Source organism: Methanobrevibacter sp., from assembly GCF_015062935.1.
Lineage (GTDB): Archaea > Methanobacteriota > Methanobacteria > Methanobacteriales > Methanobacteriaceae > Methanocatella.
The window spans coordinates 1-25,152 of the sequence record NZ_SUTM01000015.1 but is presented as its reverse complement, the minus strand read 5'-3'; the positions used below and the strand labels follow the sequence as shown (position 1 = coordinate 25,152).

26 protein-coding genes and 2 tRNA genes are annotated in these 25,152 nt (G+C 35.3%); 27 read left to right on the top strand and 1 reads right to left on the bottom strand.

The features are described 5' to 3' along the window. Nucleotides 1-2 precede the first annotated feature (2 nt). The 15 genes from E7Z81_RS08035 to E7Z81_RS07965 all read left to right on the top strand — a co-directional run bounded on the left by E7Z81_RS08035 (nucleotide 3) and on the right by E7Z81_RS07965 (nucleotide 13,551). Complete coding sequence (locus E7Z81_RS08035) at nucleotides 3-1,058, top strand: UPF0104 family protein (protein ID WP_292746121.1); 1,056 nt, start codon at nucleotides 3-5, stop codon at nucleotides 1,056-1,058. Nucleotides 1,059-1,424: 366 nt separating this feature from the next. After that, nucleotides 1,425-2,363, top strand: coding sequence for a hypothetical protein (locus tag E7Z81_RS08030; RefSeq protein WP_292746119.1), 939 nt, complete (start codon nucleotides 1,425-1,427; stop codon nucleotides 2,361-2,363). Between the two features lie 62 nt (nucleotides 2,364-2,425). Then, nucleotides 2,426-2,659 (top strand): hypothetical protein, encoded by a 234-nt coding sequence (locus tag E7Z81_RS08025; protein WP_292746117.1) that lies wholly within the window; start codon nucleotides 2,426-2,428, stop codon nucleotides 2,657-2,659. 14 nt (nucleotides 2,660-2,673) lie between these two features. After that, a complete protein-coding gene (locus E7Z81_RS08020) occupies nucleotides 2,674-2,829 on the top strand; it encodes a hypothetical protein (protein ID WP_292746115.1) in 156 nt (51 codons plus the stop codon). Nucleotides 2,830-2,977: 148 nt separating this feature from the next. Next, nucleotides 2,978-4,474, top strand: coding sequence for a sodium-dependent transporter (locus tag E7Z81_RS08015; protein WP_292746113.1), 1,497 nt, complete (start codon nucleotides 2,978-2,980; stop codon nucleotides 4,472-4,474). Nucleotides 4,475-4,691: 217 nt separating this feature from the next. Beyond that, entirely contained in the window at nucleotides 4,692-5,069 is a 378-nt protein-coding gene (locus E7Z81_RS08010; protein ID WP_292746111.1) for a DUF2283 domain-containing protein, read from the top strand. Between the two features lie 209 nt (nucleotides 5,070-5,278). After that, nucleotides 5,279-5,650 carry a flagellar protein, FliL gene (locus E7Z81_RS08005; RefSeq protein WP_292746109.1) on the top strand — a complete coding sequence of 124 codons (372 nt, stop codon included), beginning with the start codon at nucleotides 5,279-5,281 and terminating at the stop codon, nucleotides 5,648-5,650. Then, nucleotides 5,647-5,940: a hypothetical protein gene (locus tag E7Z81_RS08000; RefSeq protein ID WP_292746107.1), complete on the top strand. Its 294-nt coding sequence runs from the start codon at nucleotides 5,647-5,649 to the stop codon at nucleotides 5,938-5,940. The genes E7Z81_RS08005 and E7Z81_RS08000 overlap by 4 nt, the downstream gene beginning before the upstream one ends. Before the next feature lie 194 nt (nucleotides 5,941-6,134). Continuing rightward, a complete protein-coding gene (locus E7Z81_RS07995; protein WP_292746105.1) occupies nucleotides 6,135-6,995 on the top strand; it encodes a hypothetical protein in 861 nt (286 codons plus the stop codon). 119 nt (nucleotides 6,996-7,114) lie between these two features. Beyond that, nucleotides 7,115-7,846, top strand: a complete 732-nt coding sequence (purC, locus tag E7Z81_RS07990) for a phosphoribosylaminoimidazolesuccinocarboxamide synthase (protein WP_292746103.1) — start codon at nucleotides 7,115-7,117, stop codon at nucleotides 7,844-7,846. 9 nt (nucleotides 7,847-7,855) lie between these two features. Continuing rightward, on the top strand, nucleotides 7,856-8,122 hold the full coding sequence (gene purS, locus E7Z81_RS07985; protein WP_292746101.1) for a phosphoribosylformylglycinamidine synthase subunit PurS: 267 nt from the start codon (nucleotides 7,856-7,858) through the stop codon (nucleotides 8,120-8,122). A 9-nt stretch (nucleotides 8,123-8,131) separates the two neighbouring features. Next, nucleotides 8,132-8,776, top strand: a complete 645-nt coding sequence (gene purQ / locus E7Z81_RS07980) for a phosphoribosylformylglycinamidine synthase subunit PurQ (protein WP_292746099.1) — start codon at nucleotides 8,132-8,134, stop codon at nucleotides 8,774-8,776. 9 nt (nucleotides 8,777-8,785) lie between these two features. Further along, nucleotides 8,786-9,508, top strand: a complete 723-nt coding sequence (gene cobA / locus E7Z81_RS07975; RefSeq protein WP_292746097.1) for a uroporphyrinogen-III C-methyltransferase — start codon at nucleotides 8,786-8,788, stop codon at nucleotides 9,506-9,508. Next, nucleotides 9,509-11,293: a glutamine--fructose-6-phosphate transaminase (isomerizing) gene (gene glmS / locus E7Z81_RS07970; protein WP_292746095.1), complete on the top strand. Its 1,785-nt coding sequence runs from the start codon at nucleotides 9,509-9,511 to the stop codon at nucleotides 11,291-11,293. Nucleotides 11,294-11,688: 395 nt separating this feature from the next. After that, nucleotides 11,689-13,551: a hypothetical protein gene (locus tag E7Z81_RS07965; RefSeq protein ID WP_292746093.1), complete on the top strand. Its 1,863-nt coding sequence runs from the start codon at nucleotides 11,689-11,691 to the stop codon at nucleotides 13,549-13,551. On the opposite strand, the gene E7Z81_RS07960 is transcribed toward E7Z81_RS07965, so the two are convergent. Continuing rightward, nucleotides 13,546-14,760: an MnmC family methyltransferase gene (locus E7Z81_RS07960; protein WP_292746091.1), complete on the bottom strand. Its 1,215-nt coding sequence runs from the start codon at nucleotides 14,758-14,760 to the stop codon at nucleotides 13,546-13,548. The genes E7Z81_RS07965 and E7Z81_RS07960 overlap by 6 nt on opposite strands. A 171-nt stretch (nucleotides 14,761-14,931) precedes the next feature. Here E7Z81_RS07960 and tgtA point away from each other — a divergent pair, with 171 nt between their 5' ends. The 12 genes from tgtA to E7Z81_RS07900 all read left to right on the top strand — a co-directional run bounded on the left by tgtA (nucleotide 14,932) and on the right by E7Z81_RS07900 (nucleotide 24,762). Further along, the gene (tgtA, locus tag E7Z81_RS07955) at nucleotides 14,932-16,911 is read left to right on the top strand and encodes a tRNA guanosine(15) transglycosylase TgtA (RefSeq protein WP_292746089.1); all 1,980 of its coding nucleotides are present in this window, start codon (nucleotides 14,932-14,934) and stop codon (nucleotides 16,909-16,911) included. Nucleotides 16,912-16,915: 4 nt separating this feature from the next. Continuing rightward, a complete protein-coding gene (locus E7Z81_RS07950; protein WP_292746087.1) occupies nucleotides 16,916-17,584 on the top strand; it encodes a class I SAM-dependent methyltransferase in 669 nt (222 codons plus the stop codon). Nucleotides 17,585-17,709: 125 nt separating this feature from the next. Next, a tRNA-Gly gene (locus E7Z81_RS07945) sits at nucleotides 17,710-17,783 on the top strand. A gap of 17 nt (nucleotides 17,784-17,800) precedes the next feature. Continuing rightward, nucleotides 17,801-17,874 (top strand) — tRNA-Gly (locus E7Z81_RS07940). A 145-nt stretch (nucleotides 17,875-18,019) separates the two neighbouring features. Next, nucleotides 18,020-19,057 (top strand): hydroxymethylglutaryl-CoA synthase, encoded by a 1,038-nt coding sequence (locus tag E7Z81_RS07935; protein ID WP_292746085.1) that lies wholly within the window; start codon nucleotides 18,020-18,022, stop codon nucleotides 19,055-19,057. A 12-nt stretch (nucleotides 19,058-19,069) separates the two neighbouring features. Further along, nucleotides 19,070-20,227 carry a thiolase domain-containing protein gene (locus E7Z81_RS07930; protein ID WP_292746083.1) on the top strand — a complete coding sequence of 386 codons (1,158 nt, stop codon included), beginning with the start codon at nucleotides 19,070-19,072 and terminating at the stop codon, nucleotides 20,225-20,227. 24 nt (nucleotides 20,228-20,251) lie between these two features. Next, complete coding sequence (locus tag E7Z81_RS07925; RefSeq protein ID WP_292746081.1) at nucleotides 20,252-21,127, top strand: DUF1848 domain-containing protein; 876 nt, start codon at nucleotides 20,252-20,254, stop codon at nucleotides 21,125-21,127. A 42-nt stretch (nucleotides 21,128-21,169) separates the two neighbouring features. Continuing rightward, nucleotides 21,170-21,340, top strand: coding sequence for a hypothetical protein (locus E7Z81_RS07920; RefSeq protein WP_292746185.1), 171 nt, complete (start codon nucleotides 21,170-21,172; stop codon nucleotides 21,338-21,340). After that, on the top strand, nucleotides 21,276-22,214 hold the full coding sequence (locus E7Z81_RS07915; protein ID WP_292746079.1) for a DUF1848 domain-containing protein: 939 nt from the start codon (nucleotides 21,276-21,278) through the stop codon (nucleotides 22,212-22,214). Before E7Z81_RS07920 ends, E7Z81_RS07915 begins: the two co-directional genes overlap by 65 nt. Before the next feature lie 113 nt (nucleotides 22,215-22,327). Then, nucleotides 22,328-22,714 carry a hypothetical protein gene (locus tag E7Z81_RS07910; protein ID WP_292746077.1) on the top strand — a complete coding sequence of 129 codons (387 nt, stop codon included), beginning with the start codon at nucleotides 22,328-22,330 and terminating at the stop codon, nucleotides 22,712-22,714. Further along, nucleotides 22,680-22,982, top strand: coding sequence for a DUF3800 domain-containing protein (locus E7Z81_RS07905; protein ID WP_292746075.1), 303 nt, complete (start codon nucleotides 22,680-22,682; stop codon nucleotides 22,980-22,982). Before E7Z81_RS07910 ends, E7Z81_RS07905 begins: the two co-directional genes overlap by 35 nt. 1,126 nt (nucleotides 22,983-24,108) lie before the next feature. Beyond that, the gene (locus E7Z81_RS07900; RefSeq protein ID WP_292746073.1) at nucleotides 24,109-24,762 is read left to right on the top strand and encodes a DUF447 domain-containing protein; all 654 of its coding nucleotides are present in this window, start codon (nucleotides 24,109-24,111) and stop codon (nucleotides 24,760-24,762) included. Nucleotides 24,763-25,152: the final 390 nt, after the last annotated feature.

Genomic DNA, 25,152 nt, shown 5'->3' with positions numbered 1-25,152 from the left:
ACATGGATAAAAAATCTGCATTTTTCATCATATTAAGTATTGCAATTCTTGCAGTAATGCTTTATTTTATAGGAATTGACAAGGTAATTGATGCAATTAAAGATGCCAATCTTGCAATATTGGGGGTAGCTATCCTAATTCAGATTGGAACCTATTTCTTATATACCTACCGCTGGCAAATAGTAAACAATATTGCGGATATCAACATAGGTTTCAAAAAGCTGTTCCCGATTGTAATGGTGGGGCTTGCCGTTAACAACATCACTCCGTCAGGACGTGGTGGTGGGGAGCCTGTAAGAGCATATATCTTAGCTAAAGAGCATGGATATGAGCTTAAAGAGACTTTGGCAACTGTTATTGCAGACAGAATGCTTGACACTTTCCCGTTCATTGTTTTGGCAATCATCACAATCATTGCAACAGTATTGTACTTCAATTTCCCGATGTGGCTTGAAGGAATTCTTGTCCTTTCAGTAATAGCTATCATAATTATTCTGGGCATGCTGATTTACATGTGTGTCAACGAAAGTTTCGGTATCAAAGTTGAAAATCTCATTTTCAAACTGACCCACAGATTCTACAAGAAAGGCTCAGATAACCTTAAAATGAAAATCCATGAGAATATTTCAGGTTTCCAGGACACCATGAACATGCTGATTTCAAACAGGAAACTCTTCTACTATACCATCCCTCTATCATTTCTGATTTGGATTTTTGAAATCCTGAGGGTTTATGTGGTATTTATGGCATTCGGAGCAACACTGAATGTTATTGTTATCGGTGAGGTATTCATCCTTGCATCTTTAGTCGGTATGATTCCGCTCTTGCCAGGTGGTCTTGGTGCTGTGGACGGTTTGATGATTGGACTTTACTCAAAGGCGGGCTGTCCGGCTGGTCTTGCAGGGCCTGTAACTTTAGTTGAAAGGTTAATATCATTCTGGATGGCTTCAATTATCGGACTGGTAATCCTGCCTCATTACGGATCTTCTGTTCTTGAAAAGATTTCCATTGGAAATTCCGCTGAAGAGCTTGACAAATCAATTTCAGATGAGTCTTAACTTAACGGACTCATTTTACTTATTTTTTTAAAGTTTAACAGAAAAGTTGTATGGCTTTGTAATATTGTCATAACTTCAAAATATTGTTCTCAAATCAAAGAAAAACTATTTATATTTCTGGAATAATATTTTAATCAAGTTTCACATGTTTAAATCAAACATTGAAATCTGTGCATGGAGTGAAATCTTTTGGTGTTTAAAGTATTTTGTTTAAAACTAAAAATAGCCGCTTGGAATTAATTTCACTTATTCGGCATAATATTGCTTCAAAACAGTTAAATTGTTCTCTATTCAAGCAAATACTTTAAATATTTTGAGTTATAAAGTTATAAACAATCAATTAACTTTAAATGAGGTTTTAACTTTATGACAATAGAAACTGAAAGAAATAGGGATATATTCCTTAAATTTTGTTTCATGTATTTTCTAAATCATGTCCTGATTGTTCTGGGCATCGGTGAGGAAATAGTTGACATGCTTCCAACAGAAGAGATAACCTACAAAAAGACAGGTAATGTTAAAATCTTTGACAATTTTTTCGATTTCAAGGCTTTGACAAAATCCGGAAAAGTAATCATTTTTGAATTTAAAAAGGATGCACTCAGAAATAAGGATTTGAAACAGTCATTTGAGTATTATACTCGTGAATTCTGTAAAAGCAGTGAGGATGTTGAACTGATTATGATTGTGCTTTCTAAAGGTGGCAGAATCAAAGAGTATGTTAAGCTTGATTTGACATTTCACCCAAGAATAATCAAAACCAAAAAAATCAACAAACAGGAAGATTTAAATCTTATTCAAAACAAATTTGAAAACAATAAGATGCTCACGTTTGAGGAATGTTCTCTTTTGGTAACTCTGCCTTTGTTTGAATTGGATGTTGGCGAGGCGGAAATTGTTATTCAAACATGTGAATATCTCAAATCAAAAAAGCATTGTATTCCCGAGGAAATGTATGATAAAGTGGTTGTGGGAAGTTATTTAAATATTGTTGAGTATATTGATGAGGATAAACAGAAAAAATTAATGGAGATGATTGGTATGGTTGAAAAAGCTAAAGGTGTACTGCAGATGTATGGGGAAGAGATGAAAGAAGCTGCGAAGGATGAATTTAAAGAAGAAGTAAGAGAAGAAGTTAAAGAAGAGGTAAGGGATGAAGTTAAAGAAGAGGTAAGGGATGAAGTTAAAGAAGAGGTAAGGGATGAATATAATCGTGAAATGGCAAGAAAGTTAAAAGGATTACACACTCCTAAAGAAATTGCTAAACTCACTGGCTTAGATCTCAAAACAATCTTTTTACTTTAATAATTTCAATCTTAAGTTGAATACCTTGTAGTGTATTTATTGATACTATAAAATTATTCACTTTGGAAAGCAATTTACATTTGGGTATTGTTCTTTTAAACAGTCGTTCCATGTTTGAGGAATGTTCTCTTTTGGTAACTCTGCCTTTGTTTGAATTGGATGTTGGCGAGGAGGAAATTGTTATTGAAATGTGCGGGTATGTCAAATTCAAAAACATTGTATTCTTAAGACAATGTTTGATAAAGCGGTTGTGGGAAGTTATCTTAATATTGTTGAGTATAAGCATAAAAAATTAATGGAGATGATTGGTATGGCTGAAAAAGCTAAATGTGTACTGCATATGCATAAAGAAGAGATTGAAAATAAAAAAGAAATTGAAATGGCAGGAAAGTTAAATGGCAAACTTTCTTTCGAAGAAATTGCAAAAGTGACCGGACTTTCTTTAAATACTGTTCTTTTGTTATAATTTAATTGGTTGGATTATCATTTAAAAGGACAATATTTCTTTTTTCATTCATTTTTACCTATTTTTTTTAAACAATTCCATTTTTAAGGTAAATATAAACCTTTTTAACCTTTCACTGACAAAGATATTTAACATAATTTATAGGAAAATGGAAATTATGGCGGATAAAAATGAATGGGGCAGTAACCTGTCATTCATCCTTGCAATGATTGGTTCTGCCGTCGGACTTGGAAACATTTGGAGATACCCGTATGTACTCTACTCCAACGGTGGGGGAGCATTCTACATCCCTTATATCGTTGCAATTCTTTTGATGGGAATTCCATTTTTAATCTTGGAGTACGGTGTGGGATACAATTTCAAATCTTCCTTTGCAAAGGCTGCAAGGAAGATCAACTCCAAATTTGAGTATTTAGGCTGGCTTTTGCCGGTTGCTGTTTTTATGATTATGATTTACTACTCAGCTATTCTAGGCTGGGATGGAATATATATTATTTTAAGTTTCTTTAAGGGATGGGGAGCAGACCCGAACACCTACTTTACAACCAATTTGCTTCAGGCCTCATCTTCATACACCGGACTTTTGAATTTCATTCCTCTAATTGCTGTTGCAATGCTTGCGGGTTGGGTAATCGTTTGGTTTATATCACACAGAGACCTTGAATCAGGTCTCGGTAAGGTGTCAAAGATTTTAGTACCTGCACTATTTATTATAATGGTTATTATTGTCGGATTTTCCTTGACTTTACCTGGTGCTTCAGTCGGGCTTGCAGAGCTCTTCCATCCGGACTGGTCACTTTTAGGCAATTTCGAAATCTGGATGGCAGCATTCGGACAGATTATCTTCTCACTGAGTCTGGGGATGTCAATTGCTTTTACTTATGCAAGCTACACAAAGGACGATGCAGATCTCATTACAAATACAATCTCAATAGCCTTTGCAAACTCCTTATTTGAAAACTTTGCCGCATTGGGAGTATTTTCAATTCTAGGTTACATGTCAATGCAGTCAGGAACAGCAGTGGCTGATCTTGTAACACAGGGAACCGGACTGGTATTTATCGTATATCCTACAGTATTCAATGTATTGGGTCAGTGGGCATATGTTTTAGGACCTCTCTTTTTCATTACAGTTTATCTTGCAGGTCTTACAAGCATCCTATCAACAATTGAACCTTTGTCCTTTTCAATCCAGAACAAGTTTGGACTCACAAGAAAAAGCACAATGACCATTTTAATCATTGTAGGTGCTTTGGTGTCTATGGTTTATGCAACATCATTCGGCGGAGACCTTCTGGGCTTTGTTGATACTTTCATCAACCAGATTGCACTGCTCTTTGGTGTTATTGTTGAATGCATACTCTTTGCATGGGTATTCAAGGCCGACAAGCTGATTGAATTTTTAAACAAAAGAACAAAAACAATCAAAGTCGGCGGATGGTGGCTTGTCATTGTCAAATACATTCTTCCGATATTTCTGGCAATCGTGTGGATCGGCGGAATGTATGATGTTATTTCAGCCGGAACATTTGACCAGCTCGTATTTACAGTTATCTCAGCAGTCCTTCTTTTAGGAGCTACACTGGTATTTACTATTTTACCTGCCAAAAATCCTGAATGGGACAATGCCGAAGAGAGAGTTTAGAATTTGAGTTAGATTTTATATCTAACCTTTTTACTTTTTTTAATATAATTGCTTTCATTGCGTAAAATTGCTTTCATTGCGTAAAATTGCTTTTCGAGTTTAGTAAAGTTTAAATACTAGTCATATCTATGTTTAATCATACAGTAGTACTTCAATAAGTATTAAAACTGATTTTTAACAAATTTTTTGTCATTACCAAAATCAGGAGAAATTGAATATGGGAGAAAATAACATTCAGGAAGTAATATGCAGATATGATATTGCATCCGATATTTTGGGCGTTAAATCAAATAAAAAGTTTCAATATTGTGAAACTATTGAAATGGATGATGATTTACTCTTGGATTTTGATGATGATAATGTTCCGGTATCTTTGGAAATACTTGATGCTTCAAAAAGATTTAATCTTCCCCGTGAAAGTTTAGATAATATTGTCTTTTTTAAAATGGAAGTCTGCATTGAAGATAAATCAATTTCTCTAAAAGCCGTTATCGGCGTTTTAATTGATAATGTTGAAAATATTCAGGATATAGAATCCTTCACAAGCAATCATAATCATTATCCAAATGGGGTCAGTGAATTGGCTTTAATTTAGTAAAAATAGAATTTAAGGATATATCATTACCATTAAGCATAATAAATGCCGACCATCAAACCCAGAATGCATAACAGTAGTATCAGAAGTATTGCTGTATCTTTCATATCCATGCTTTTAATTTTGTTGTTTGTAATATATAAAATGATAGAAAAGTATTTTAACAATAACATTCAAATTATCAAAAGCAACTTAAAAGAGGTGATAATATGAAAGGCTTTATTGTAGTCGTTTTAGGCATTATTGCCGCACTATTGATTGTCGGCGGTGCTGTAGCCTACTCTTTTATGAATGAATTAGGTGTTAATATGGAAGATATCGATTCAAATACAATAGACAAAATAAAAGATAAAGTAAGTAATGTTGCATCTTCTGAAAGTTCAGATTCACCGTCTGCCTCATCATCTGAAGGAAGCAACATTGTAGATGAAGTAGTGAAATTCAACGGACAAAACGGTGAAGGATATTACCGTGAAGTGACCTACTCCGACGGAGGATTCAGACAGTATGACACTGAAACCGGAGATCTGATAGGCTCTTCATATGACTCAGACAAGGATAAACTTCCAACCTTAGAATGATTGAAATGATACTGAAGGATTTGTTAAATCATTTTGAAATCGAAGAGGAATTTCCCGATTATCTTTTAAATCAAAGATTCAATGAAGTCTTTCTGGACGGAGACTTCACAAAAAAAGACAATAATTATGAAATAGTGATTACCACAAGACAGAACGTCACTCATCACATGTATCTCAAACCTGATGAGGACTTTCCGGTGATAATAATGTCCGAGCTTCCAAATGGTTCTCTAAACGGAATGAAGTTTGGCCGAAACGAAGATGAAGTGGCATACATAAACGAACTGTAATTGCTATTATTTTTTTCTATTTTTTTTAAATTGCTTTCATTCAATAAAATTGATTTACTTTCAATAAATTGTTATAATTAATCATAATTGCTCTTATTTGATACTTAAACCTTTTTATATTAGGTTAACCAATCTATAATTGTGTTTAAACATGTTTTCTGGGTCCGGATAAAATAATTAAAATCTTGGTTTAAATGACTAGTGAGCTGTCCCGTGAAGACGAAACCTACAAATATATCTTTAAAAAGTTGGGTGTTCGTTTTTACAGAAGATTAGGCTATGATGCTGAGTCAATCAAATTTAAAAACGTTGAACTGGTTCCATTGGCTCCCGATAACAGGTATATGGATATCTTCATTGAAGTCGATGGAAAATATAACAGCAATGTTGAACTGCAATCATCGCCAGTGTATGATTCCAAAATGGAAGATATGTACAAATATCGCATATATTCCCAATCTGAAGATAGTATGCCGTTTAAAACATGTGTTTTTGCAACATACAATCCTAAACATGGAATTGATAACCTTGAACTTGACGGTGATATCAATTTTCATCCGGATTTCTACTACATCAAAAACCAGAGTGCAGAGGAAGTTTTAAATGTCATTGAACATAAAGTAACTAACAGGATTCCTCTTCTCGACACAGATGCAATAGATTTGATACTCCTGCCGGATATGAAACACGACTGGGATATTAAGAAATTGCTTGAACATTCTTCAGGATTGCTGGTAAATACGGTAATTGAAGATACAGACTTCCATTTGGACTTAATAGATTGTCAAAAGAAAATGCTGCAAAGATTTTTGAAAGTGGCGGATAGAATTGAGGTGGAAAATATGTTAAATTTTAAAGCCGAAGATTATGGCCTTGAGCCTAATGTAACGGGTATTGAAGAAGAAATCAACCTTGCTTATCTTGATGGTGAGCGTGAAGGTTTTGATGATGCTAAATTAGAAGATGCTCGTAATTTACTTGAGTTAGGTGTTGACGAAGAAATAATTTCTAAAGCAACAGGGCTTGATTTGGATAAGATTAGGTCTCTTAGATGAATGTTTATTTTAACATTCATTATTCTTTTTTTCTTATTTTTGCTTGTTTTTTTAAATAGTATTATATAATATATTTACTAAAAATTATAATATAATAATTTAATAATTTTGTTGATATCATGGACAAAAAAGAGTTAATTAATTCTGGAAAAGTAAAAAGCGTATTTACTACAGAAAACGACGATGAAGTCATAATCGAGTTTAGAGATGACATGACTGCCGGTGACGGTGAACGTAAAGAGGTAATGGACAAAAAAGGTTCCTACAATGCAGTAATCTCTTCAAAAATATTTAAAGTTTTGGAAGAAAACGGCATCCAGACCCAGTTCATCGACCTTCCCGAACCTAATGTCATGCTTGCCAAAAAACTTGAAATGATTCCAATTGAAGTTATTGTAAGAAATATCGCAACTGGAAGTCTTGTTCGCAAATATCCGATTGCAGACGGTACCAAACTGAACCCTCCAATCGTTCAGATGGACTTCAAGGCAGATGAATATCACGATCCTATGTTAAACCGTTCCCTTATCAAGGCTTTGGGCATTGCAACCGAAGAGGAAATCGACATTCTTGTTGAAAAGGCATTGAAAATCAATGAAATATTGACCAAATTCTTTGCAGATGCAGGCATTATTCTCGTTGACTACAAAGTCGAATTCGGAAAAGACAAAGACGGCAACATCCTTTTAGGTGATGAAATATCCCCTGACGGATGCAGATTATGGGACAGCGAAACCCTGGAAATGCTTGATAAGGAACTGTTCAGAAAAGGAAAAGATGATGAAGTAATGGAAGCTTACGTAGAAGTATATAACAGAATTATTCCTGATGAGGAAAAATTTGATTTTTAGGTGATTTGAATGTTATTTGATATTGAAGTAAAAATTTCTCTTAAAAGCGGTATGTTAAACCCTGAAGCTACCCAGGTTGAAAGGTCTCTTGATTTGTTAGGTTACGAAGTCAAAAACGTTAAAACCGTAGAAACCATCAAATTCCAAATGGAAGGCGAAGACAGAGAAGTAATCAGAGAAAATGTTGTAGACATGTGTGAAAGATTGTTATGCAATCCTGTAATTCATGATTATAAAATCAACGTCATCCCACAGAACATGGCCTGTGGCAAATAAGGTGAGAGAATGAAAATTGGTGTAATTAGATTTCCTGGAACCAACTGTGACAGGGATGTAGCACAGGCTATAGAACTGGCCGGCCTCACTCCTGAATACATCTGGTGGAGTGAAGAGAACTTGACAGATTATGACGGCATTGTCATTCCCGGCGGATTTTCATATGGGGATTATTTAAGAGCAGGTGCAATGGCTTCAATCACTCCTGTAATTGACGGAATCAAAGCATTGGTTAAAGAAGAAAAACCGGTTTTAGGAATATGTAACGGTGCACAGATTTTAGGTGAAATAGGACTTGTTCCTGGAATTTTCATTACAAATGAATATCCTAAATTCAACTGCGAATGGGTTGACCTGAAAGTGGGAACCTCAAGAACTCCGTTTACAAAGGCATTCAAAAAAGACCAGACAATCAGACTTCCGATTGCACACGCTGAAGGAAGGTTTTACACAGAAGACATGGATCTTTTAAAAGATCAGGACCAGATTGTTCTTCAGTTTGAAGGCAAAAACCCTAACGGTTCAATGGAGGCAATTACAAGTGTCTGTGATGAATCAGGTCTAGTCTGTGCAATGATGCCTCACCCTGAAAGGGCATGTGAAGAGATATTCGGCTCAGATGACGGTTTAAACTTTTTCAAAGGATTTTTATAAAGTGATATAATGGTAGTTTATTTAATTGGTGCAGGTCCGGGAGATGCTGATTTAATAACTCTTAAAGCAGTTAAAGCACTCAACAAGGCAGATGTTGTTTTATATGATTATTTGGCTAATGAGGAAATACTGGCTCATGTGCCTGAAGACGCTGAAAGAATTTACGTCGGTAAAAAAGCGGGCGAGCATTATAAGACACAGGATGAAATTAACGAACTAATTATTGCCCAGGCTCAAAACCATGAAAATGTCGTAAGGCTTAAAGGAGGAGATCCATTTGTCTTCGGCCGTGGTGGAGAAGAAATATTGGCTTTAATGGAACATGATATCAAATTTGAAGTTATTCCTGGTGTAACCTCAGCTATCGGAGCACCAACTTCATTGGGACTACCCGTAACTCACAGAGCAGTTGCAACATCACTTACTATTGTAACAGGTCATGAAGACCCGACTAAAGCTGAAAGTCAGGTTCACTGGGACTATACCGCAGATACACTAGTTATCCTAATGGGAATAGGTAACATCAGGGAAAATACTGCAGAAATTATGAAATACCGCTCAGCAGACACTCCTGTATGTGTGGTTGAAAGCGGAACCCTGCCTGATGAAAACGTGGTGTTCGGAACCTTGGGAGATATTGCAGATAAGAAAATCAACACTCCTGCGATAGTAATAATTGGTGATGTGGTAAATCTTTATCAGGATATTTATAATTATCAAAAAGGTGATTAGATGTGTGGAATTGTAGGTTGTATATTGAAAGATGAAGAGGATGTGGCACCTATCCTTTTTGATTGCATATCCAAATTGGAATATAGGGGATATGATTCAATAGGTCTTGCTACCTTTTCAGATGGAAAAATTCACATCAAAAAAGACAAAGGAAAAATCATTGAAGTAGATAAAAGCTTAGATTTAACAGACATGCCTGGAAACTTCGGTATTGCTCATGTACGCTGGGCAACTCATGGAGACCCATCCAAATTGAATGCCCACCCTCACATTGATGAGGAAAATCGTGTAGCTGTTGTTCACAACGGAATCATTGAAAACTACCTTGAAATCAAGGAAAAATTAATTCATGAAGGTCACGTATTCAAATCAGACACAGACACTGAAGTGATTCCTCATCTCATTCAAAAGTTCATGGATGAAGGCTTTGACCTTGAGCATGCCGTGAGAAAAACAATCGGAATTATCGAAGGGGCTTATGCGATTGCTGCAATATCAGTAAATGAACCTGATAAAATCGTAGCAACCCGTAAGGACTCTCCGTTAATTGTTGGTTTAGGTGAAAACGGATACTATCTGGCATCAGATTCTCCGGCTATACTGAAATATGCTAAAGACATAATATACCCTGAAAAAGGGGAAATTGTCATTGTTGATAAAAATGGTGTAGTTGTTCATGATGAGTTTGACAATGTTGTCAACAAGGACATTGAAACCATCAACTGGACACCTGAAATGGCTGAAAAGGAAGGATATGACCATTTCATGATAAAGGAAATCAACGAGCAGGCAACAGCTGTCAGAAATACACTCACACAAAAGGAAAACATTCAAGAAATCATCGATGAGATTGATGACATTCAAAGAATATGCTTTGTTGCATGCGGAACATCCTATCATGCATCACTGACTGGTAAATATCTGATAGAATCACTTGCAGGAATTCCAACAGACGTAATTCTTGCATCTGAGTTTAAATATTCTGCAAATACCTTGAATGACAAGACTCTGGTGATTTTCATTTCACAGTCCGGTGAAACCGCAGATTCACTCAAGGCACTGGATGTTGCAAACAAAACTTCAAAGACATTAGGTATAGTCAACGTTGCAGGATCAGCAATAACCAGAAGAGCAGATTATGTTATCCAGACTCAGGCAGGTCCTGAAATCGGTGTTGCTGCAACAAAAACATATGTGGCTCAGCTGACTTCAATATACTTATTTGCAGCACTGCTTTCCAAAAATCAGGAATTGCTCGAAGAACTTGACAATGTTCCTGATTTCATTGATGAAGCATTGGAAGATGTTGAATATGTAAAGGAACTTTCAAAAAGATATAACTATGCACGTGACTTCTTCTATCTGGGAAGAGGATACTCTTATCCGACAGCTCTTGAAGGTGCATTGAAGCTTAAGGAAATTACATATATCCACGGTGAAGGTTATGCTGCCGGAGAGCTAAAGCACGGTCCTTTGGCACTGATTGATGAGGGAATTCCTGTTGTTGTAATAATTCCTCCTGGAGACAATTACAGAAAAACAATGAGTAACCTTGAAGAGGTCAAATCCCGTGGAGCTAATGTGCTGGCAATAGGTGCAAAAGGTGATGAATCACTTAAAAGCAAGGCTAATGCTGTTATAGAAATAAATGCTGATGTAAAAGAAATTATCGCACCATTGGTATATATTGTGCCGCTGCAGCTGATTGCATATTACATCACTCTTGAAAAGGGACATGACCCTGACAAGCCTAAAAATCTGGCAAAATGTGTGACCGTGGAATAAGGTTTTTTGACCTTATTTAACTTTTTTTATTTTTTTCATTGTTTAATCTTTAAATCCGATTTTGGGATATTTAAACATTAATTTTTCCAATATTGTGCTCTACTATTAAATTTATTGAAAACCTTTAAATTTCAGCTGTTCATCTATCATGTTAAAGGCATGATGTTTCTTAATGTTTTCTTAACTATTGGTAATTATAAAAATTTCATTTTCAATTGAATATTGTCTTTTGTTAATAATTTCAATTACTTTAATGTATTTATACTATTTTTAAGATTATTTAACTTTATTTATTGTAAATTAGGCCTATTTGTGCTTTTTTTGAAAAACAAAAGCTTTTTATAGAAAAAGTGTAATAAGAAATATTACGAACAAATGTTAAATGGAGTTAACGTATGTTTAATAAAAAATTTAGTTTAGTTTTAATTACTCTGGTGTTTATGTTGTCACTGTCTGCAGTCGCAGCAGTTGATGCAAACTCAACCGATGACATTATCGCTGGAGAAGTTGATGAAGAACCTCCATCGGGTAGTGTTTTAAACATATCCGAGAGTGAGGATGTGTTAGCTGCTGATTCTAACGATAATTATGTTTTAACTGGTCAGAATACTGGAAAATACTACAGTGGAGGAACTTATGATATTGTTTTTTCAAATAACAATAATCCTGTAGAAAATGTTTCCATATCTGTAAATGTCAATGGAGTAAACTACATTCAAAATACCGATGACACTGGTAAGGTTTCTATTCCTTTGAATTTGAATGCAGGAACTTATAAATTTTCAGCATCCTATGAAAATGTATCTTCCAATGGAACTGTTAAGGTTTTATCTGTCGTATCCGGAAAGGACATAACAAAAACCTATAAAAGTACCACCAAATACTCCGCTACATTCTTAAATAGTGATGGAACTCCACTTAAAAATACCAACGTTAAATTTATTTTGAATGGAAAGACCTACACTAAAAAGACCAATACAAAAGGAGTGGCTAGCATTGAAATTACTTTGAAAGTTGGAACCTATACCATTTATGCGGTTCATCCTAAAGGATATAAGATTTCAAACAAGATTACTGTAAAGACATCAGTGATTTCAAGCAATCTCAATAAACGTTATTTGAGTTCAAAGGTATTTTCCGCAACATTCTACGGAACCAACGGAAAACTGCTTTCCAAAAAGTATGTAACATTCAAATGTCATGGGGACACATTCAAGGTCAAAACAAATTCAAAAGGTGTTGCTAAGTTAAGTGTTATTTCATACCCGTCAACATTCAAGATTTATTCTATAAATCCTCAGACAGGTGAGAAGAAAACAAACACTATCAAGATTTCACCTACTATGACTGCAAGTAAGATGTCTGTATTTTCCGATAAGACTTCCACATTCAAAGTAAAACTTTATAAAAACGAGAAATTAGTTAAAAACGCTAAGGTTTATGTATATATCAAAGGTGTAAAGAAGGTTGCAAAAACCAATGCCGATGGTGTGGCCAGTGTCAGTTTCAAATTGGCCAAGGGAACATATACATTTGAATCATATGATCCGTACACAAAATCAAGTATTGGTACTAAGATTACAGTTAAACTGGCTTCTATTAAAGCCAGCAACATGGTGGCACCTTCAAACAAGACTTCAAAATATACTGTAACCCTCCTTAAGCAGAACGGTGATGTTGCTAAAAACACCAACATGCAGATTACTCTTAACGGAGAAAATAAAACAGTCAAGACTAATGCATATGGTGCGGCCAGCATAACATTCAATCTTCCTGCAGGTACATATAAAGTGGTATCTAAAGATTTGAGTACTGGTTATACAAAAACTACTACAATCACTGTTTATGAATCCAATATCGGAAAATCATACAATAAGTATGGTGTTTCTGAAGACGGATATTCCCTATTGGCAATAGGTAGGGCTTCAGCATCCGGAGAATACAGCAAATACGGTTATACATTTTATGTAACTGAATTTGACAGAACATGTCCATACTGCGGAAGTCATGAACTTTACTGGAGTATTTTCTTTGCAGGCAACGAATACACTAACTGGGGAACTTTCCCTGCAACCGGAAACGGTGAAGGCAGTAGTGCAGAAGGTATTATTGTCTGTGCAAACTGTGACAGTGACTGGTCTGTATTCGGACATAATCATGGAGGATCTGGTGGTGACTTGACTGTAATAACACCTACCGCTTCATGTACCAAAGACGATGCGTATACCTTAAAAAGCGGAAAGTATGTAGCTTCATAACTTTCCTGTCTTAACTTTTTCTAATCTTTCTTTCATTTCAAGAATTCTGTTTCTTGAATTGTTTTTTTCATTTTGGTTTTTTGAATAATTTTTTTCACATTCTATAATGTAGAATGCTTCTTTTGATGTGGTTGATGGTATATTCATTTTTGCAAGGTTTCTCTCCACACGCCTTTTCAGCTTTTCATCTTCCATTTCATCTCCTAGAAATATTGGGGTTTTAACTGCTGATGAAATTTTTGTGCTGTGGCGTGCGTTGTGGCGCTCTTCAGTTCTTCTTTCTAAAATAGTGTCGCTTTCGTCATTTAGGTTTGGGTCCCTGAAAGGTATTCCCACATCAGACAGTGCAATTCTTATCTCGTCATTTTTAGGAAGTGATGTGTCAAGCATTAATGGATTTGGACTTGCAAGAGTTCCTCCCTGTTTTCTTCCAAAAATAGGACCCTGGCCGATATAAAAATCGGATTCTATAAATGCGGCTCTTATAGGTGCTGCTGAGGTGTATGTTGCAACAATGCCGTCATCTTTTATTACTCTTCTAAATTCCCTGAAAAACTCAAGTGAAAATAATTCGGGCGCCATGTTCTGGCTGAATGGATCTAGAAATATTGCGTCATAAGTATTATCCTCAAGATTTTGGACGGTCTGTCTTGCATCCTCGATGAACACGTTGACGGTGATGTTTGATGGAATTTCTGTTTTTTCCACACTTAATGTTGCATAATCCTGAGCAATAAGTTCATCTTCAATAGCTTTTTTGGTTATGTCATGTTCCTTGATTGGTGATGGAACCAGAAGTCCGCATGCAAGTGTTGCCTTTGATATTTCAACCATATCGATTGTCAGTGATGAATCAATGGAGTTTTCGATAAAATCAGCTATTGCGGCTGATGAATTGTATCCAAGTCCTGCGCAGATGTCGAGAATGGCAATGTCTTCATCATAGTTGAACTTCATCGGTTTGATAAATTTCTCAAATGACTCACTTATTGCACCTGTAGATGTATGAAGTGTTTCAATTTTATGATTTATTTCTTTTGAATTAATTGAATAAGATCCATCATCTGTTAAAACAAAATAATCGTTGTAAGTATCAAAAAAATTAACTCTTCCTTCAATATTTCGACTACTTTTTTCCTGACTAAAACATTCATTGACTAAATCAAAAATATCGTCATTAATTACCCTTGCATTATTTTCGTAACTCATTTTATCAAGTTTAATTTTTGAATCTTATTTCTAATAAATCTTAAATGCAACTTCTAATTTTTCACAAAGCAAAATTTATATAATTTCTAAATTAAACTTTATTTAAACAATAAAAACACTCTAATTTTTTAAAATTATTCTTTTTAATTAAAAATAAGTAAGGTTAAACAAATGTTTGAAATTAAAGCTAAAGATAATATGGGGCGTGTAGGAGTTTTAAAAACAAAACATGGTGATGTAAAGACTCCTGCATTAATGCCGGTTATTCATCCTAGAAAACAGGCAATCGATGTTGCCAAATACGGTGCAGATATTGTAATAACAAACGCATATCTGATTTACAAGGATGATGAGCTGAAAAAAGAGGCTGTGGAAAAGGGACTTCATGAACTTATACACTTTGACGGTCCGATAATGACAGATTCAGGTTCTTTTCAGCTGTCAGTTTACGGTGATGTTGAAATAACAAACAAGGAAGTCCTTGAGTTTCAGGAACTTATCCAGACAGATATCGGAACAAGCCTGGACATTCCGACAGCACCTTTTGTAGACCGTGAAAAGGCTGAAGAGGATTTAAAAATCACAATCGAAAGGGCAAAGGAAGCAGTAGCATTCAAAAAGGAAAACAACATTGAAATGCTTTTAAACTCCGTCGTTCAGGGATCCACTTTTCTTGACTTGAGACGTGAATGCGCAAAAGAATTGTCTGCTCTTGATGCCGATTTATATCCAATAGGTGCAGTAGTGCCTCTCATGGAGTCATATCACTATAAGGACCTTGTTGATGTTGTAATGAACTCAATGAAGGAACTGTCAGATACCGTTCCACGCCACCTTATGGGAGCAGGCCACCCTATGATATTTGCACTGTGCGTTGCAATGGGATGCGACCTTTTCGATTCAGCGGCTTACATTCTCTATGCTGAAGACGACAGGCTTTTATCAACCAGGGGAACATTCAAGCTTGAAAACCTCCAGGAAATGCCGTGTTCATGTGAAGTGTGCACCAAATACACTCCGGATGATTTAAGGGCAATGCCTAAAAAACAGAGAAGGGACCTTATAGCTCAACACAATCTCCACGTATCCTTTGCAGAACTTAGATTAATCAGACAGGCAATCTATGACGGAAACCTTATGGAACTTGTTGAGGAAAGATGCAGAGCACACCCTGCACTTCTTGAAGCTGTAAGACATCTTTCAAACTACAGTGAAGATTTGGAAAAATATGACCCTAGAAGCAAAAAGTCCGCCTTTTTCTATACAGGTCCGGAATCCCTCGGAAGGTCTGAAGTTTTAAGACACATTCAGAAATTACGTCAAATGCCTAAAAAACGAGACCTGATAATACTGCCTTCCTCCAAAAAACCTTACTCAAAATTCATTTCAGGAAAACTTGGAGACTTCTATGCCTACGGGGATGACCATGAAATTGACTTTGACGATACAGATTTCATGGTGCTGGACATTCCATTCGGTCTGATACCTTTAGAAATTGATGAAGTTTATCCGTTAAGCCAAAGCGATGCTCCAAAAACACGTGATGTGGACAGTATGGAGTTTATAGAGGACTTTGTAAGTGAGTTCATTGAATATTATGACCAGGTTCTCATACATAAGAGAGTTGCCGGAGACCTTGACATGGATTTATCCGAAGGCGAAATGTATGGCGGTGATGTCAGGTACCAGAAGGATGACGTTAAAAAAGTTAAAGCCATTGCAGACTACCAGTTCGGTATTGGAGCAGGTGAAGCGCTCTTTAAAGGCAACATCAACATAGAAAAAAGTAAAAAGACAGGTAAAATCAGACATATCTATGATGGAAAAACATTAATTGTTAATATGAGAGCCTCTGATTCTTATTTAATCCTGTCAAAAGAAGGTGCAAAAAGGCTTCACTCAGCAATGCCATATCCTCAAAACAGGGTTGTTGTAAATGAAGACTCAGTACCGTTTGCGCTTGACGGCAAAAGCGTATTCTGTAAATTCGTAGTGGAATGCGATGAAAACATCAGGGCAAAGGATGAAGTGCTGATTGTTGATGAAGATGATAAATTGCTTGCTTACGGTAAATCCCTCCTGGGAGCCTGTGAAATTGAACAGTTTGAAACAGGTCAGGCAATAAAAACCCGTAAAGGAATGAAGAAGTGATACTATGAGTGATAACGATAAGGTTAATACAGGTCATCATATTGAAGATAAGGAACTTATTAAAAATGCAAGAAAACCGGTCGGCGAGCTTGGCCATCAGATACTTGACAGGATGAACCAATCCCACGAATCCATGGCGCAGTGGGGAGTGAGCCATTTTGAAGTGGCCGAGGACAGCAAAATCCTCGACATCGGATGTGGCGGTGGAAGAAACATCGAAAGATTTGCAGCACAGATTTCAGAAAACGGAAGAGTTGTAGGTATAGACTACTCTGAGGTAAGCGTTGAAAAGTCCATTGAACTAAACAAGGAATCTATTGACAAGGGAATCGTAAATGTACTGCAGGCATCCGTTTCAAACATGCCTTTTTATGACGAGACATTTGACATTGTAACAGGATTTGAAACAATATATTTCTGGCCTGATTTCATAAACGACCTGAAAGAAGTTAACCGGGTTCTTAAAAAAGACGGTCTTGTATTTTTCTGCAATGAAGCTGTTTACCGTGAAGGTGAAATGGAAAAATACGATGATCTGGTGGAACTTTTGGACATGAAAATCTATTCTGAAGAAGTATTGAAGGAGTCTTTGGAAAAAACCGGCTTTAAGGATTTCAAGGCTTATATTGATGATGAAAATGATTGGATTTGCGTTACTGCACGTAAAATCTGAACATGATTGTTGGTGAGTTTACTCATCAATATTGTCTTTTTAATCCATCAATTTTAAAAAAGTTGAAAATAATGCAAACCTTTATATATCATTAAAACATAAGTTTATTTGTTGTTAGTTTTCATGCGGTGTTAGTCCAGCCTGGTTAAGACTCTAGCCTGCCACGTTAGAGACCCGGGTTCAAATCCCGGACGCCGCATTTTTTATAATTATTATGCAGTTGTGGTATAGTCTGGTTATTACTTGGGCCTTCCAAGCCTACAACCCGGGTTCGAATCCCGGCAACTGCATCTAAAATACATTACTTTTTTTAAAATTCTTTTTTTGTTTAAAAAATAGCTATTTTTTAGTTAATTTTATATAATAATAAAAATATAATATTTATAATTAAATTAAATTTTAATGTCTTTTAAGATTATTATTTAAGGTGATTTAATGGTAGGAATAGTAGGATATGGTGCACATGTACCATCTTATAGAATTAAAGTAGAAGAAATAGCAAAGGTATGGGGAGATGACCCTGTAGCTTTATCAAACGGATTGGTGGTTAATGAAAAATCCGTACCTTCTGCTGATGAAGACACTGCTACTATTGCAGTAACTGCTGCTAGATATGCACTAGCAAGAGCTCAAATTGATCCAAGTAAAATCGGTGCCGTTTATGTTGGTTCCGAATCACATCCTTATGCAGTAAAACCGACTGCTTCCATTGTAGCTGAAGCGGTTTGCGCAACTCCAAAGCTGACTGCTGCTGATTTGGAATTTGCATGTAAGGCAGGAACCGCAGGTATTCAAATGACAATGGGTCTTGTTGAATCCGGAATGATAGAATATGGTTTGGCTATTGGTGCTGATACATCACAGGGTGCTCCTGGAGATGCTTTAGAATACACTGCATCTGCCGGTGGTGCCGCATACATTATTGGAAAAGAAAATACAATAGCAGATATTAACCATACCTGCAGTTTTACAACTGATACTCCTGATTTTTACAGAAGAGAAGGTCAGGACTATCCTTCACACGGTGGACGTTTCACAGGTGAACCTGCTTACTTCAAGCATGTATTAAGTACAGCAAAAATGCTTTTCGAAGAAACTGACACAAAACCTGAAGATTATGATTATGCATGTTTCCACCAGCCTAACGGTAAATTCTACCTCAGGGCAGGTAAAAAATTAGGATTCACATCAGATCAAATCAAACAAGGTCTTTTAACTCCTAATATTGGAAACACTTACTCCGGTGCTGTGCCATTGGCATTGTCCAATATTCTGGATGTTGCAGAACCTGGTGACAATATTTTCGTTATTTCATACGGTTCAGGTGCGGGAAGTGACGGATTTACAATAACTGTTAAAGATGATATAGTCGAAAGAAGAGAATTAGCTCCAAAAACACAAGAAATAATTGATCAAAAAACCTATGTTGATTATGCTGTGTACGCTAAATTCAAAGGCAAAATTAAAATGTAAGGGGGCTTAAATATGAGAGATGTTGCTATTATAGGAGTTTCACAAACAAAATTCGGTGAATTATGGGATAAATCCTTTAGGGATTTAATCGCTGAAGCAGGTGTAAAGGCTATTGTTGACGCTGATATTGACGGTTCAGATATTGAAGCAATGTTTGTTGGAAATATGTCCTCCGGATTATTTGTAGAACAGGAACACATTGCAGCACTTATTTCTGACCATGTAGGTCTTAATCCAGTACCTACTACAAGAGTTGAAGCTGCCTGCGCATCAGGTGGTCTGGCATTAAGACAGGGGATCATGGCAGTTGCATCAGGTTTCCATGACGTTGTAATTTCCGCAGGTGTGGAAAAAATGACTGATGTCGTTGACGCTACTCCGGCTATTGCCACTGCATCCGATCAGGAATGGGAAGCACAGCAGGGAGCTACTTTCCCGTCATTATATGCAATGATTGCAAAAAGACACATGTATGAATATGGTACTACCCGTGAACAGCTGGCACAGTTTTCAGTTGTAAACCACAAAAATGCATCCAAAAACCCAAATGCGCAATTCCCATTTGAAGTGACTGTTGATAAGGTTATCAACTCCACTATGGTTGCAGACCCGTTAACACTTCTTGACTGCTCTCCGGTAAGTGACGGAGCGGCAGCTATTGTAATGGTTCCTGCTGAGGATGCCCGTAAATACACTGATACTCCAATTTATGTAAAGGCTTCTGCACAGGCTTCTGGAACATTAACATTACACGACAGAAAAGATATCACTACCATTGAATCTACAAAAGTGGCTTCCAGAAAAGCTTATGAAATGGCAGGAGTAACAGTAAAAGATATTGATTTAACTGAAGTTCACGACTGTTTTTCCATCAACGGTCTTTTAGCTGTTGAAGACTTAGGATTTGCCGAAAAAGGTAAAGGTGGAATAGCTATCGAAGAAGGTCAAACTGAAATCGATGGTGACTTCCCAATCAACACATCAGGTGGTCTTAAGGCACGTGGACACCCATTAGGTGCTACAGGTATCGCCCAGGCTGCTGAAGTTGTATGGCAACTCAGAGGAGAAGCTGGCGGACGTCAAGTGGACGGTGCAGAAATCGGTATGACCCACAACATCGGTGGTACCGGAGGTACTGCAGCTGTACACATTTTCGGAAGAGATTTATAAATCTCTTTTACCTTTTCTTTTTTTATGATTCTTAATACAGGTTCAAGAACTGATATTCCCGCTTTTTTTCACAAATGGTTTTTGAACAGGGTTGATGAGGGTTTTGTTTTTAGTAAAAATCCCTATAATAATGATATTTACAGTTATCCTATTAATCCAAAAGTCGTTGACTGCATGTGCTTCTGTTCCAAAAATCCAAAGCCTCTTGTAAAACATTTGGATGAGCTCACAGATTATAAGCAGTATTGGTTTTTAACAATAAATCCTTATGGAAGGGATGTTGAGGTTAATGTCCCGAATTATAGAAATGTAATCAAAACATTTAAGAAAATTTCACAAAATGTTGGAACAAATGCCATAGCCTGGAGATATGATCCTATTTTTATAACAGAAAAATATGACTTGGAGTTTCACATTGACAAGTTTGAAGAAATTGCATCAGATTTGGCAGGCTATACTCATGACTGCACAATAAGCTTCATTGATTTATACAAAAAGGTCATAAGGAATTTTCCTGAAGCCGATGAGGTAACTGTTGAAGAGCAATTGATTATAGGTGAGAATTTTTCAAGAATTGCCCGTGAAAACGATATTCTAATCAGGACATGTCTTGAGGGAACACTGCTTGATCAGTTCGGATGTGACTCATCAGGATGCATGACCCAACAGGTGATTGAAAAAGCTATTGGAAATAATTTGAAATTGCCTAAAGGAAAATATCAGAACCGTGAATGCAACTGTATATTCGGAAGGGATATTGGAGCATACAACACCTGCATGCATGGCTGCAAGTACTGTTACGCCAATAATCAAGAAATAATCTACTACTTTTCTCTCACTACAGATAATAATATTATTCCGCTTGGTAATTTAAGTTTTGCAATTTCGTTCAAACGATAAAATCTTAACATATATTCAGATAAAAAATAAATTATTTGGTGAATGTATAGAAATAAAATTGTTGTCTTGAACAGAAATTATTTATTGGAATTGCTGGTAAAAACACAAATAAGAAATGTGACTGTCACCAAAAATATTAGTGATACAAATGATAATAAATGTCGGCGGAAGAACAGATATAGTGAACTACTTTACTCCATGGCTATTGAATAGACTAGCTGAAGGGTATGCATATTCAAGAAATCCATTTGCAAGAGAACAGGTTTATAAGCTAAGCTTAAAGCCTGAAGATGTGGATTGTCTTCTCTTCTGCTCCAAAAACTACCAACCTATACTGAAACATATAGATGGCATTGATGAAAAGTACAATATATTGTGCAACTATACGATTACTGCATATGGCAAGGACATAGAACCCAAGGTTCCATCAATCGATCAATCTATTAAGACGTTGGAGAGATTATCTGATATCGTTGGTCGCAACAAAATTCTCTGGAGATACGATCCGATACTTCTGACTGAAAAATACACTGTTGAAAAACATTTGGAAACATTTGAGTATATGGCTGAAAGGATATCCCCGATAGTTTACAGATGCATCTTCAGCTTTGTTGATATGTACAGGAAAGTTGAAGAGAACATGCCTGAGATAATTCCATTTAGTGAAGAGGATAAGGTTAGGCTATTGAAGGGAATCGGTGAGATATCCGAGAAGTATGGCTTGTATACCCAAACATGTGCAACAAATGAAATCTATGAAAAATACGGTATTCATCCTGCAGGTTGTACTTCCAGTGAGATATTGGAACAGGCTCATGGTGTAGTCTATAAAAACGTTAAAGCCAGTGGAATTAGAAAAAACTGTCACTGCATTCCGTCAAGAGACATAGGGGCATATAATTCCTGTTTAAGCGAATGCAAATATTGCTATGCCAACCGGAAACCTGACATTCCTAAAAAGGTTATAAAACTGCATGATGAGAAATCGCCATTGTTGTTAGGACATCTTAAGGAAGAAGATAATCTAATTGATACGAAAGTAGAAAGATATATTGAGCCAAAACAGACAACGTTATTTGATTTTTAAATTACTATATTTTCATTAACAAATTCTTTTTAATTCATACAAAATCATATTATGAACTTAATATTAAATTAATAGTATGAAAATATTTGAAATGTCTTTTGATTCGGCTTACTTTGCCGATTCAGAAAATGTTACCTAAACAAATCGATGGTTGTTATTATGATATTAAGGGTGAAAAGGATAAAATAAATTTTGATGAGCCATCATTTGTTGGAGATATTATCATTGGAGTGAAAAATTATTCTCAAAAATGGTTGTTTAAAGTATGTGGTGAAAAATTATATTTTGCTCCAGTATATATGGGATTAATATATGATGAATCATTAGCTAAAGAATTTTATGATAATTCTAAAAATCCATTCAGATTTGAAAATTTAATAAAAAAGAATTTAAAAGATATTGAAGAGTTTGTTAAATCACATTATTTAGAATTCGATGTTTTTTGCGGTTTTTCAGAAGATTTATATGTTAGGATTAATAGTGACTATCAGAGTAATTAAAATTACATCAACAACAAAAGTCATTGTGGACAGATCAAAAAGTAAGCATGAAGATATCCGCATTTTCAATGAAAGATTTTCATCAAGCCTTAATAATCCAAATAATTATCCAATTAATATAACTCATGCAAATTCTATTAAAGAAAAAGGAGTGCAAATAGCGGATTTGCTGGTATGGTCAATCTTTCAAAGTTTAGAACACAATAACTCTGATTTCATTGATTTGATTAAAAATAAGAATGTCATTGAAGTCTTTAAAAAACATTAAAACTAGAAAATATGAAGACTGAAGAACCTGCAGCCAACTAATTGACCTATGAAATAGAATTTCATGGAAAGTCGCCACCAGCGGTGACAATGACGTGCAGGCTAAACCAAAATAATGGATTTTACCTTCTAATCTTTCATTTAATATGCAAGTAAATGGACATATATAAACATTTTCATAATTAATCTGCATTTATTGGGCACTTATCCATTCTTATTATTGCAGTTCTAAGTGTTTTGATTCTTTTATTTTTAAAAATATTTCTTTTAATTTTGTTTTTGTTTTGATACTTCATTTTTCCCAATAAAATCCTAGACAGACAAATATCAGTTTATAGACTTTTTAAATTACCATAAACTTTATATTGGATGTTTTAATGACTACAATTTTTCAAATGGGCTTCAACAAGCTTTAAACATGATTTAAACCATACATTTTTAGTAAAGACCTCAATTCGATTAGGAAGGAGGTGAATAAACATGAACTTAGTATTTTTAAGTATTGTTTATTTCTTATCAGTTTGGCTTTTTCCCATTTGCTGCGTTGGTGTTCTTTCCGTGTCTCTAGGAGGTGAAAACGATGGAGTTAGTTATCTTCATAATTGGAACCTATTGGTTTAATATCCTATCAATTATTAAATCATTAATCGGTGCCACTGATAAAAGAAGATAATCGCTCATTTTTTTCGCCTCATTAACTGGTAGTTAAATATTAACAAGTCAATGACAAGCTTGAAAACTAAGTTTTCGTGATGTCTTTTCTCTGAGATGGCTACTGTTTAATTACCTTTTTAAAAAATAGTTAAGTTTATATAATGTCATGCAAATATGGTTATACAAGAGGGTTTCTTTTAAAGTAAACCCATGTAGAGATGCAAATCGAATTATTTTAATGTCTAAATGGGATATTGTAGAGAGTTATTCTCTGCAATAAGACATTAATCTGACTTTTTTTATTAAATTTTTCAATGATTTCATATTTTCTTATAAATAATATGGTTAATATATTTTCACCCACTTTCGACAAATAATAGGTAGTTTAATAAATATCAATTTATCAAAGAATTTTTTACAATAATTTTTAATTAGATTAAGAATAGATAGTAATATTGAAAATGTAAATTAGTATGGATGATAAAATGGCTATGGATTTGACAGATATTGGAATTGAAGAAGGACAGAAATATGAAGGAATTTACACTACCATGAGCAAAGACGGTGTAAAAAATGCAGCTCCAATAGGAATTGTATGCAAAGGCAAAGACAAGCTTGGATGCAGGCTTTTTGTCGGTACCAAAACCCTGAAAAACATTATGGAAACCCGGAAATATGTTGTAAATATTACTTTTGATCCTATAAATTTTGTAAATTCAACAATCGGAAACCTGGAAATTGATGAGTTTACTGATGATGAGGACATTGCTATATTGAAAAATGCAGAAGCATATATCATTTGTGAGGTCACAGACATTAGAAAAATGGATCCGATTAAAGACCATGTGACATCAAATGGAGAGGCTTATATCATAAGCAGTGATGTTGTGGAAATCGTCAAGAACCATCCATGTGCAAAGGCTTTAAATCGTGGAGTTTTTGCGCTTCTGGAATGCCTTACAAACTATACTCGACTTGACCTTGTCAGTAAGGAGCAGCAGGATTATTTTGTCGGAAGGTTTAATGAAAACAACCGGATGATTAAGAGGGTTTCAGGTCAAGATACGATAAGAGCCATGGAGATTCTTAAAAACAGCATGATAGAAAAGGGTTTTGATGTTGAATAGGTCATAAGTTTACTTTTTATTGGCACATGGGTGGTGCTGAAAGCAAAATAAATTTTATCTTTAAAATTCGAGAATACCTCGACTTCTGCAAGTCGGGGATGAATCGAAAAGTTGGGCGTACTTTTGTTAATTGTCTATGTAATTAGTTATTTTTTAAAATAAGCTTTTTTTTTATAAGGTATTTATGGGGGATTATTATAATTCACTATTACTTTTTGATTTTCATATTAATATTGGAAAATTAATACTTTTCATACGCTCTCTTACTATTTCTTTATATATGGGGAAGTTGTTAATTTAATATTAGTGAGTTTTTAATTTTTGTATGTTAAAATTAAAGAACCATTATAGTTTTAATTCAAAAAATGTGGTGGATATATAATGGATAAA

What these genes read in the sequence shown, in the direction of transcription:
- E7Z81_RS08035 (WP_292746121.1), top strand. Translation starts at nt 3, where the DNA reads ATGGATAAAAAATCTGCATTTTTCATCATATTAAGTATTGCAATTCTT.
- E7Z81_RS08030 (WP_292746119.1), top strand. Translation starts at nt 1,425, where the DNA reads ATGACAATAGAAACTGAAAGAAATAGGGATATATTCCTTAAATTTTGT.
- E7Z81_RS08020 (WP_292746115.1), top strand. Translation starts at nt 2,674, where the DNA reads ATGGCTGAAAAAGCTAAATGTGTACTGCATATGCATAAAGAAGAGATT.
- E7Z81_RS08015 (WP_292746113.1), top strand. Translation starts at nt 2,978, where the DNA reads ATGGAAATTATGGCGGATAAAAATGAATGGGGCAGTAACCTGTCATTC.
- E7Z81_RS08010 (WP_292746111.1), top strand. Translation starts at nt 4,692, where the DNA reads ATGGGAGAAAATAACATTCAGGAAGTAATATGCAGATATGATATTGCA.
- E7Z81_RS08005 (WP_292746109.1), top strand. Translation starts at nt 5,279, where the DNA reads ATGAAAGGCTTTATTGTAGTCGTTTTAGGCATTATTGCCGCACTATTG.
- E7Z81_RS08000 (WP_292746107.1), top strand. Translation starts at nt 5,647, where the DNA reads ATGATTGAAATGATACTGAAGGATTTGTTAAATCATTTTGAAATCGAA.
- E7Z81_RS07995 (WP_292746105.1), top strand. Translation starts at nt 6,135, where the DNA reads ATGACTAGTGAGCTGTCCCGTGAAGACGAAACCTACAAATATATCTTT.
- purC (WP_292746103.1), top strand. Translation starts at nt 7,115, where the DNA reads ATGGACAAAAAAGAGTTAATTAATTCTGGAAAAGTAAAAAGCGTATTT.
- purS (WP_292746101.1), top strand. Translation starts at nt 7,856, where the DNA reads ATGTTATTTGATATTGAAGTAAAAATTTCTCTTAAAAGCGGTATGTTA.
- purQ (WP_292746099.1), top strand. Translation starts at nt 8,132, where the DNA reads ATGAAAATTGGTGTAATTAGATTTCCTGGAACCAACTGTGACAGGGAT.
- cobA (WP_292746097.1), top strand. Translation starts at nt 8,786, where the DNA reads ATGGTAGTTTATTTAATTGGTGCAGGTCCGGGAGATGCTGATTTAATA.
- glmS (WP_292746095.1), top strand. Translation starts at nt 9,509, where the DNA reads ATGTGTGGAATTGTAGGTTGTATATTGAAAGATGAAGAGGATGTGGCA.
- E7Z81_RS07965 (WP_292746093.1), top strand. Translation starts at nt 11,689, where the DNA reads ATGTTTAATAAAAAATTTAGTTTAGTTTTAATTACTCTGGTGTTTATG.
- E7Z81_RS07960 (WP_292746091.1), bottom strand. Translation starts at nt 14,760, where the DNA reads ATGAGTTACGAAAATAATGCAAGGGTAATTAATGACGATATTTTTGAT.
- tgtA (WP_292746089.1), top strand. Translation starts at nt 14,932, where the DNA reads ATGTTTGAAATTAAAGCTAAAGATAATATGGGGCGTGTAGGAGTTTTA.
- E7Z81_RS07950 (WP_292746087.1), top strand. Translation starts at nt 16,916, where the DNA reads ATGAGTGATAACGATAAGGTTAATACAGGTCATCATATTGAAGATAAG.
- E7Z81_RS07935 (WP_292746085.1), top strand. Translation starts at nt 18,020, where the DNA reads ATGGTAGGAATAGTAGGATATGGTGCACATGTACCATCTTATAGAATT.
- E7Z81_RS07930 (WP_292746083.1), top strand. Translation starts at nt 19,070, where the DNA reads ATGAGAGATGTTGCTATTATAGGAGTTTCACAAACAAAATTCGGTGAA.
- E7Z81_RS07925 (WP_292746081.1), top strand. Translation starts at nt 20,252, where the DNA reads ATGATTCTTAATACAGGTTCAAGAACTGATATTCCCGCTTTTTTTCAC.
- E7Z81_RS07920 (WP_292746185.1), top strand. Translation starts at nt 21,170, where the DNA reads ATGTATAGAAATAAAATTGTTGTCTTGAACAGAAATTATTTATTGGAA.
- E7Z81_RS07915 (WP_292746079.1), top strand. Translation starts at nt 21,276, where the DNA reads ATGATAATAAATGTCGGCGGAAGAACAGATATAGTGAACTACTTTACT.
- E7Z81_RS07905 (WP_292746075.1), top strand. Translation starts at nt 22,680, where the DNA reads ATGTTAGGATTAATAGTGACTATCAGAGTAATTAAAATTACATCAACA.
- E7Z81_RS07900 (WP_292746073.1), top strand. Translation starts at nt 24,109, where the DNA reads ATGGATGATAAAATGGCTATGGATTTGACAGATATTGGAATTGAAGAA.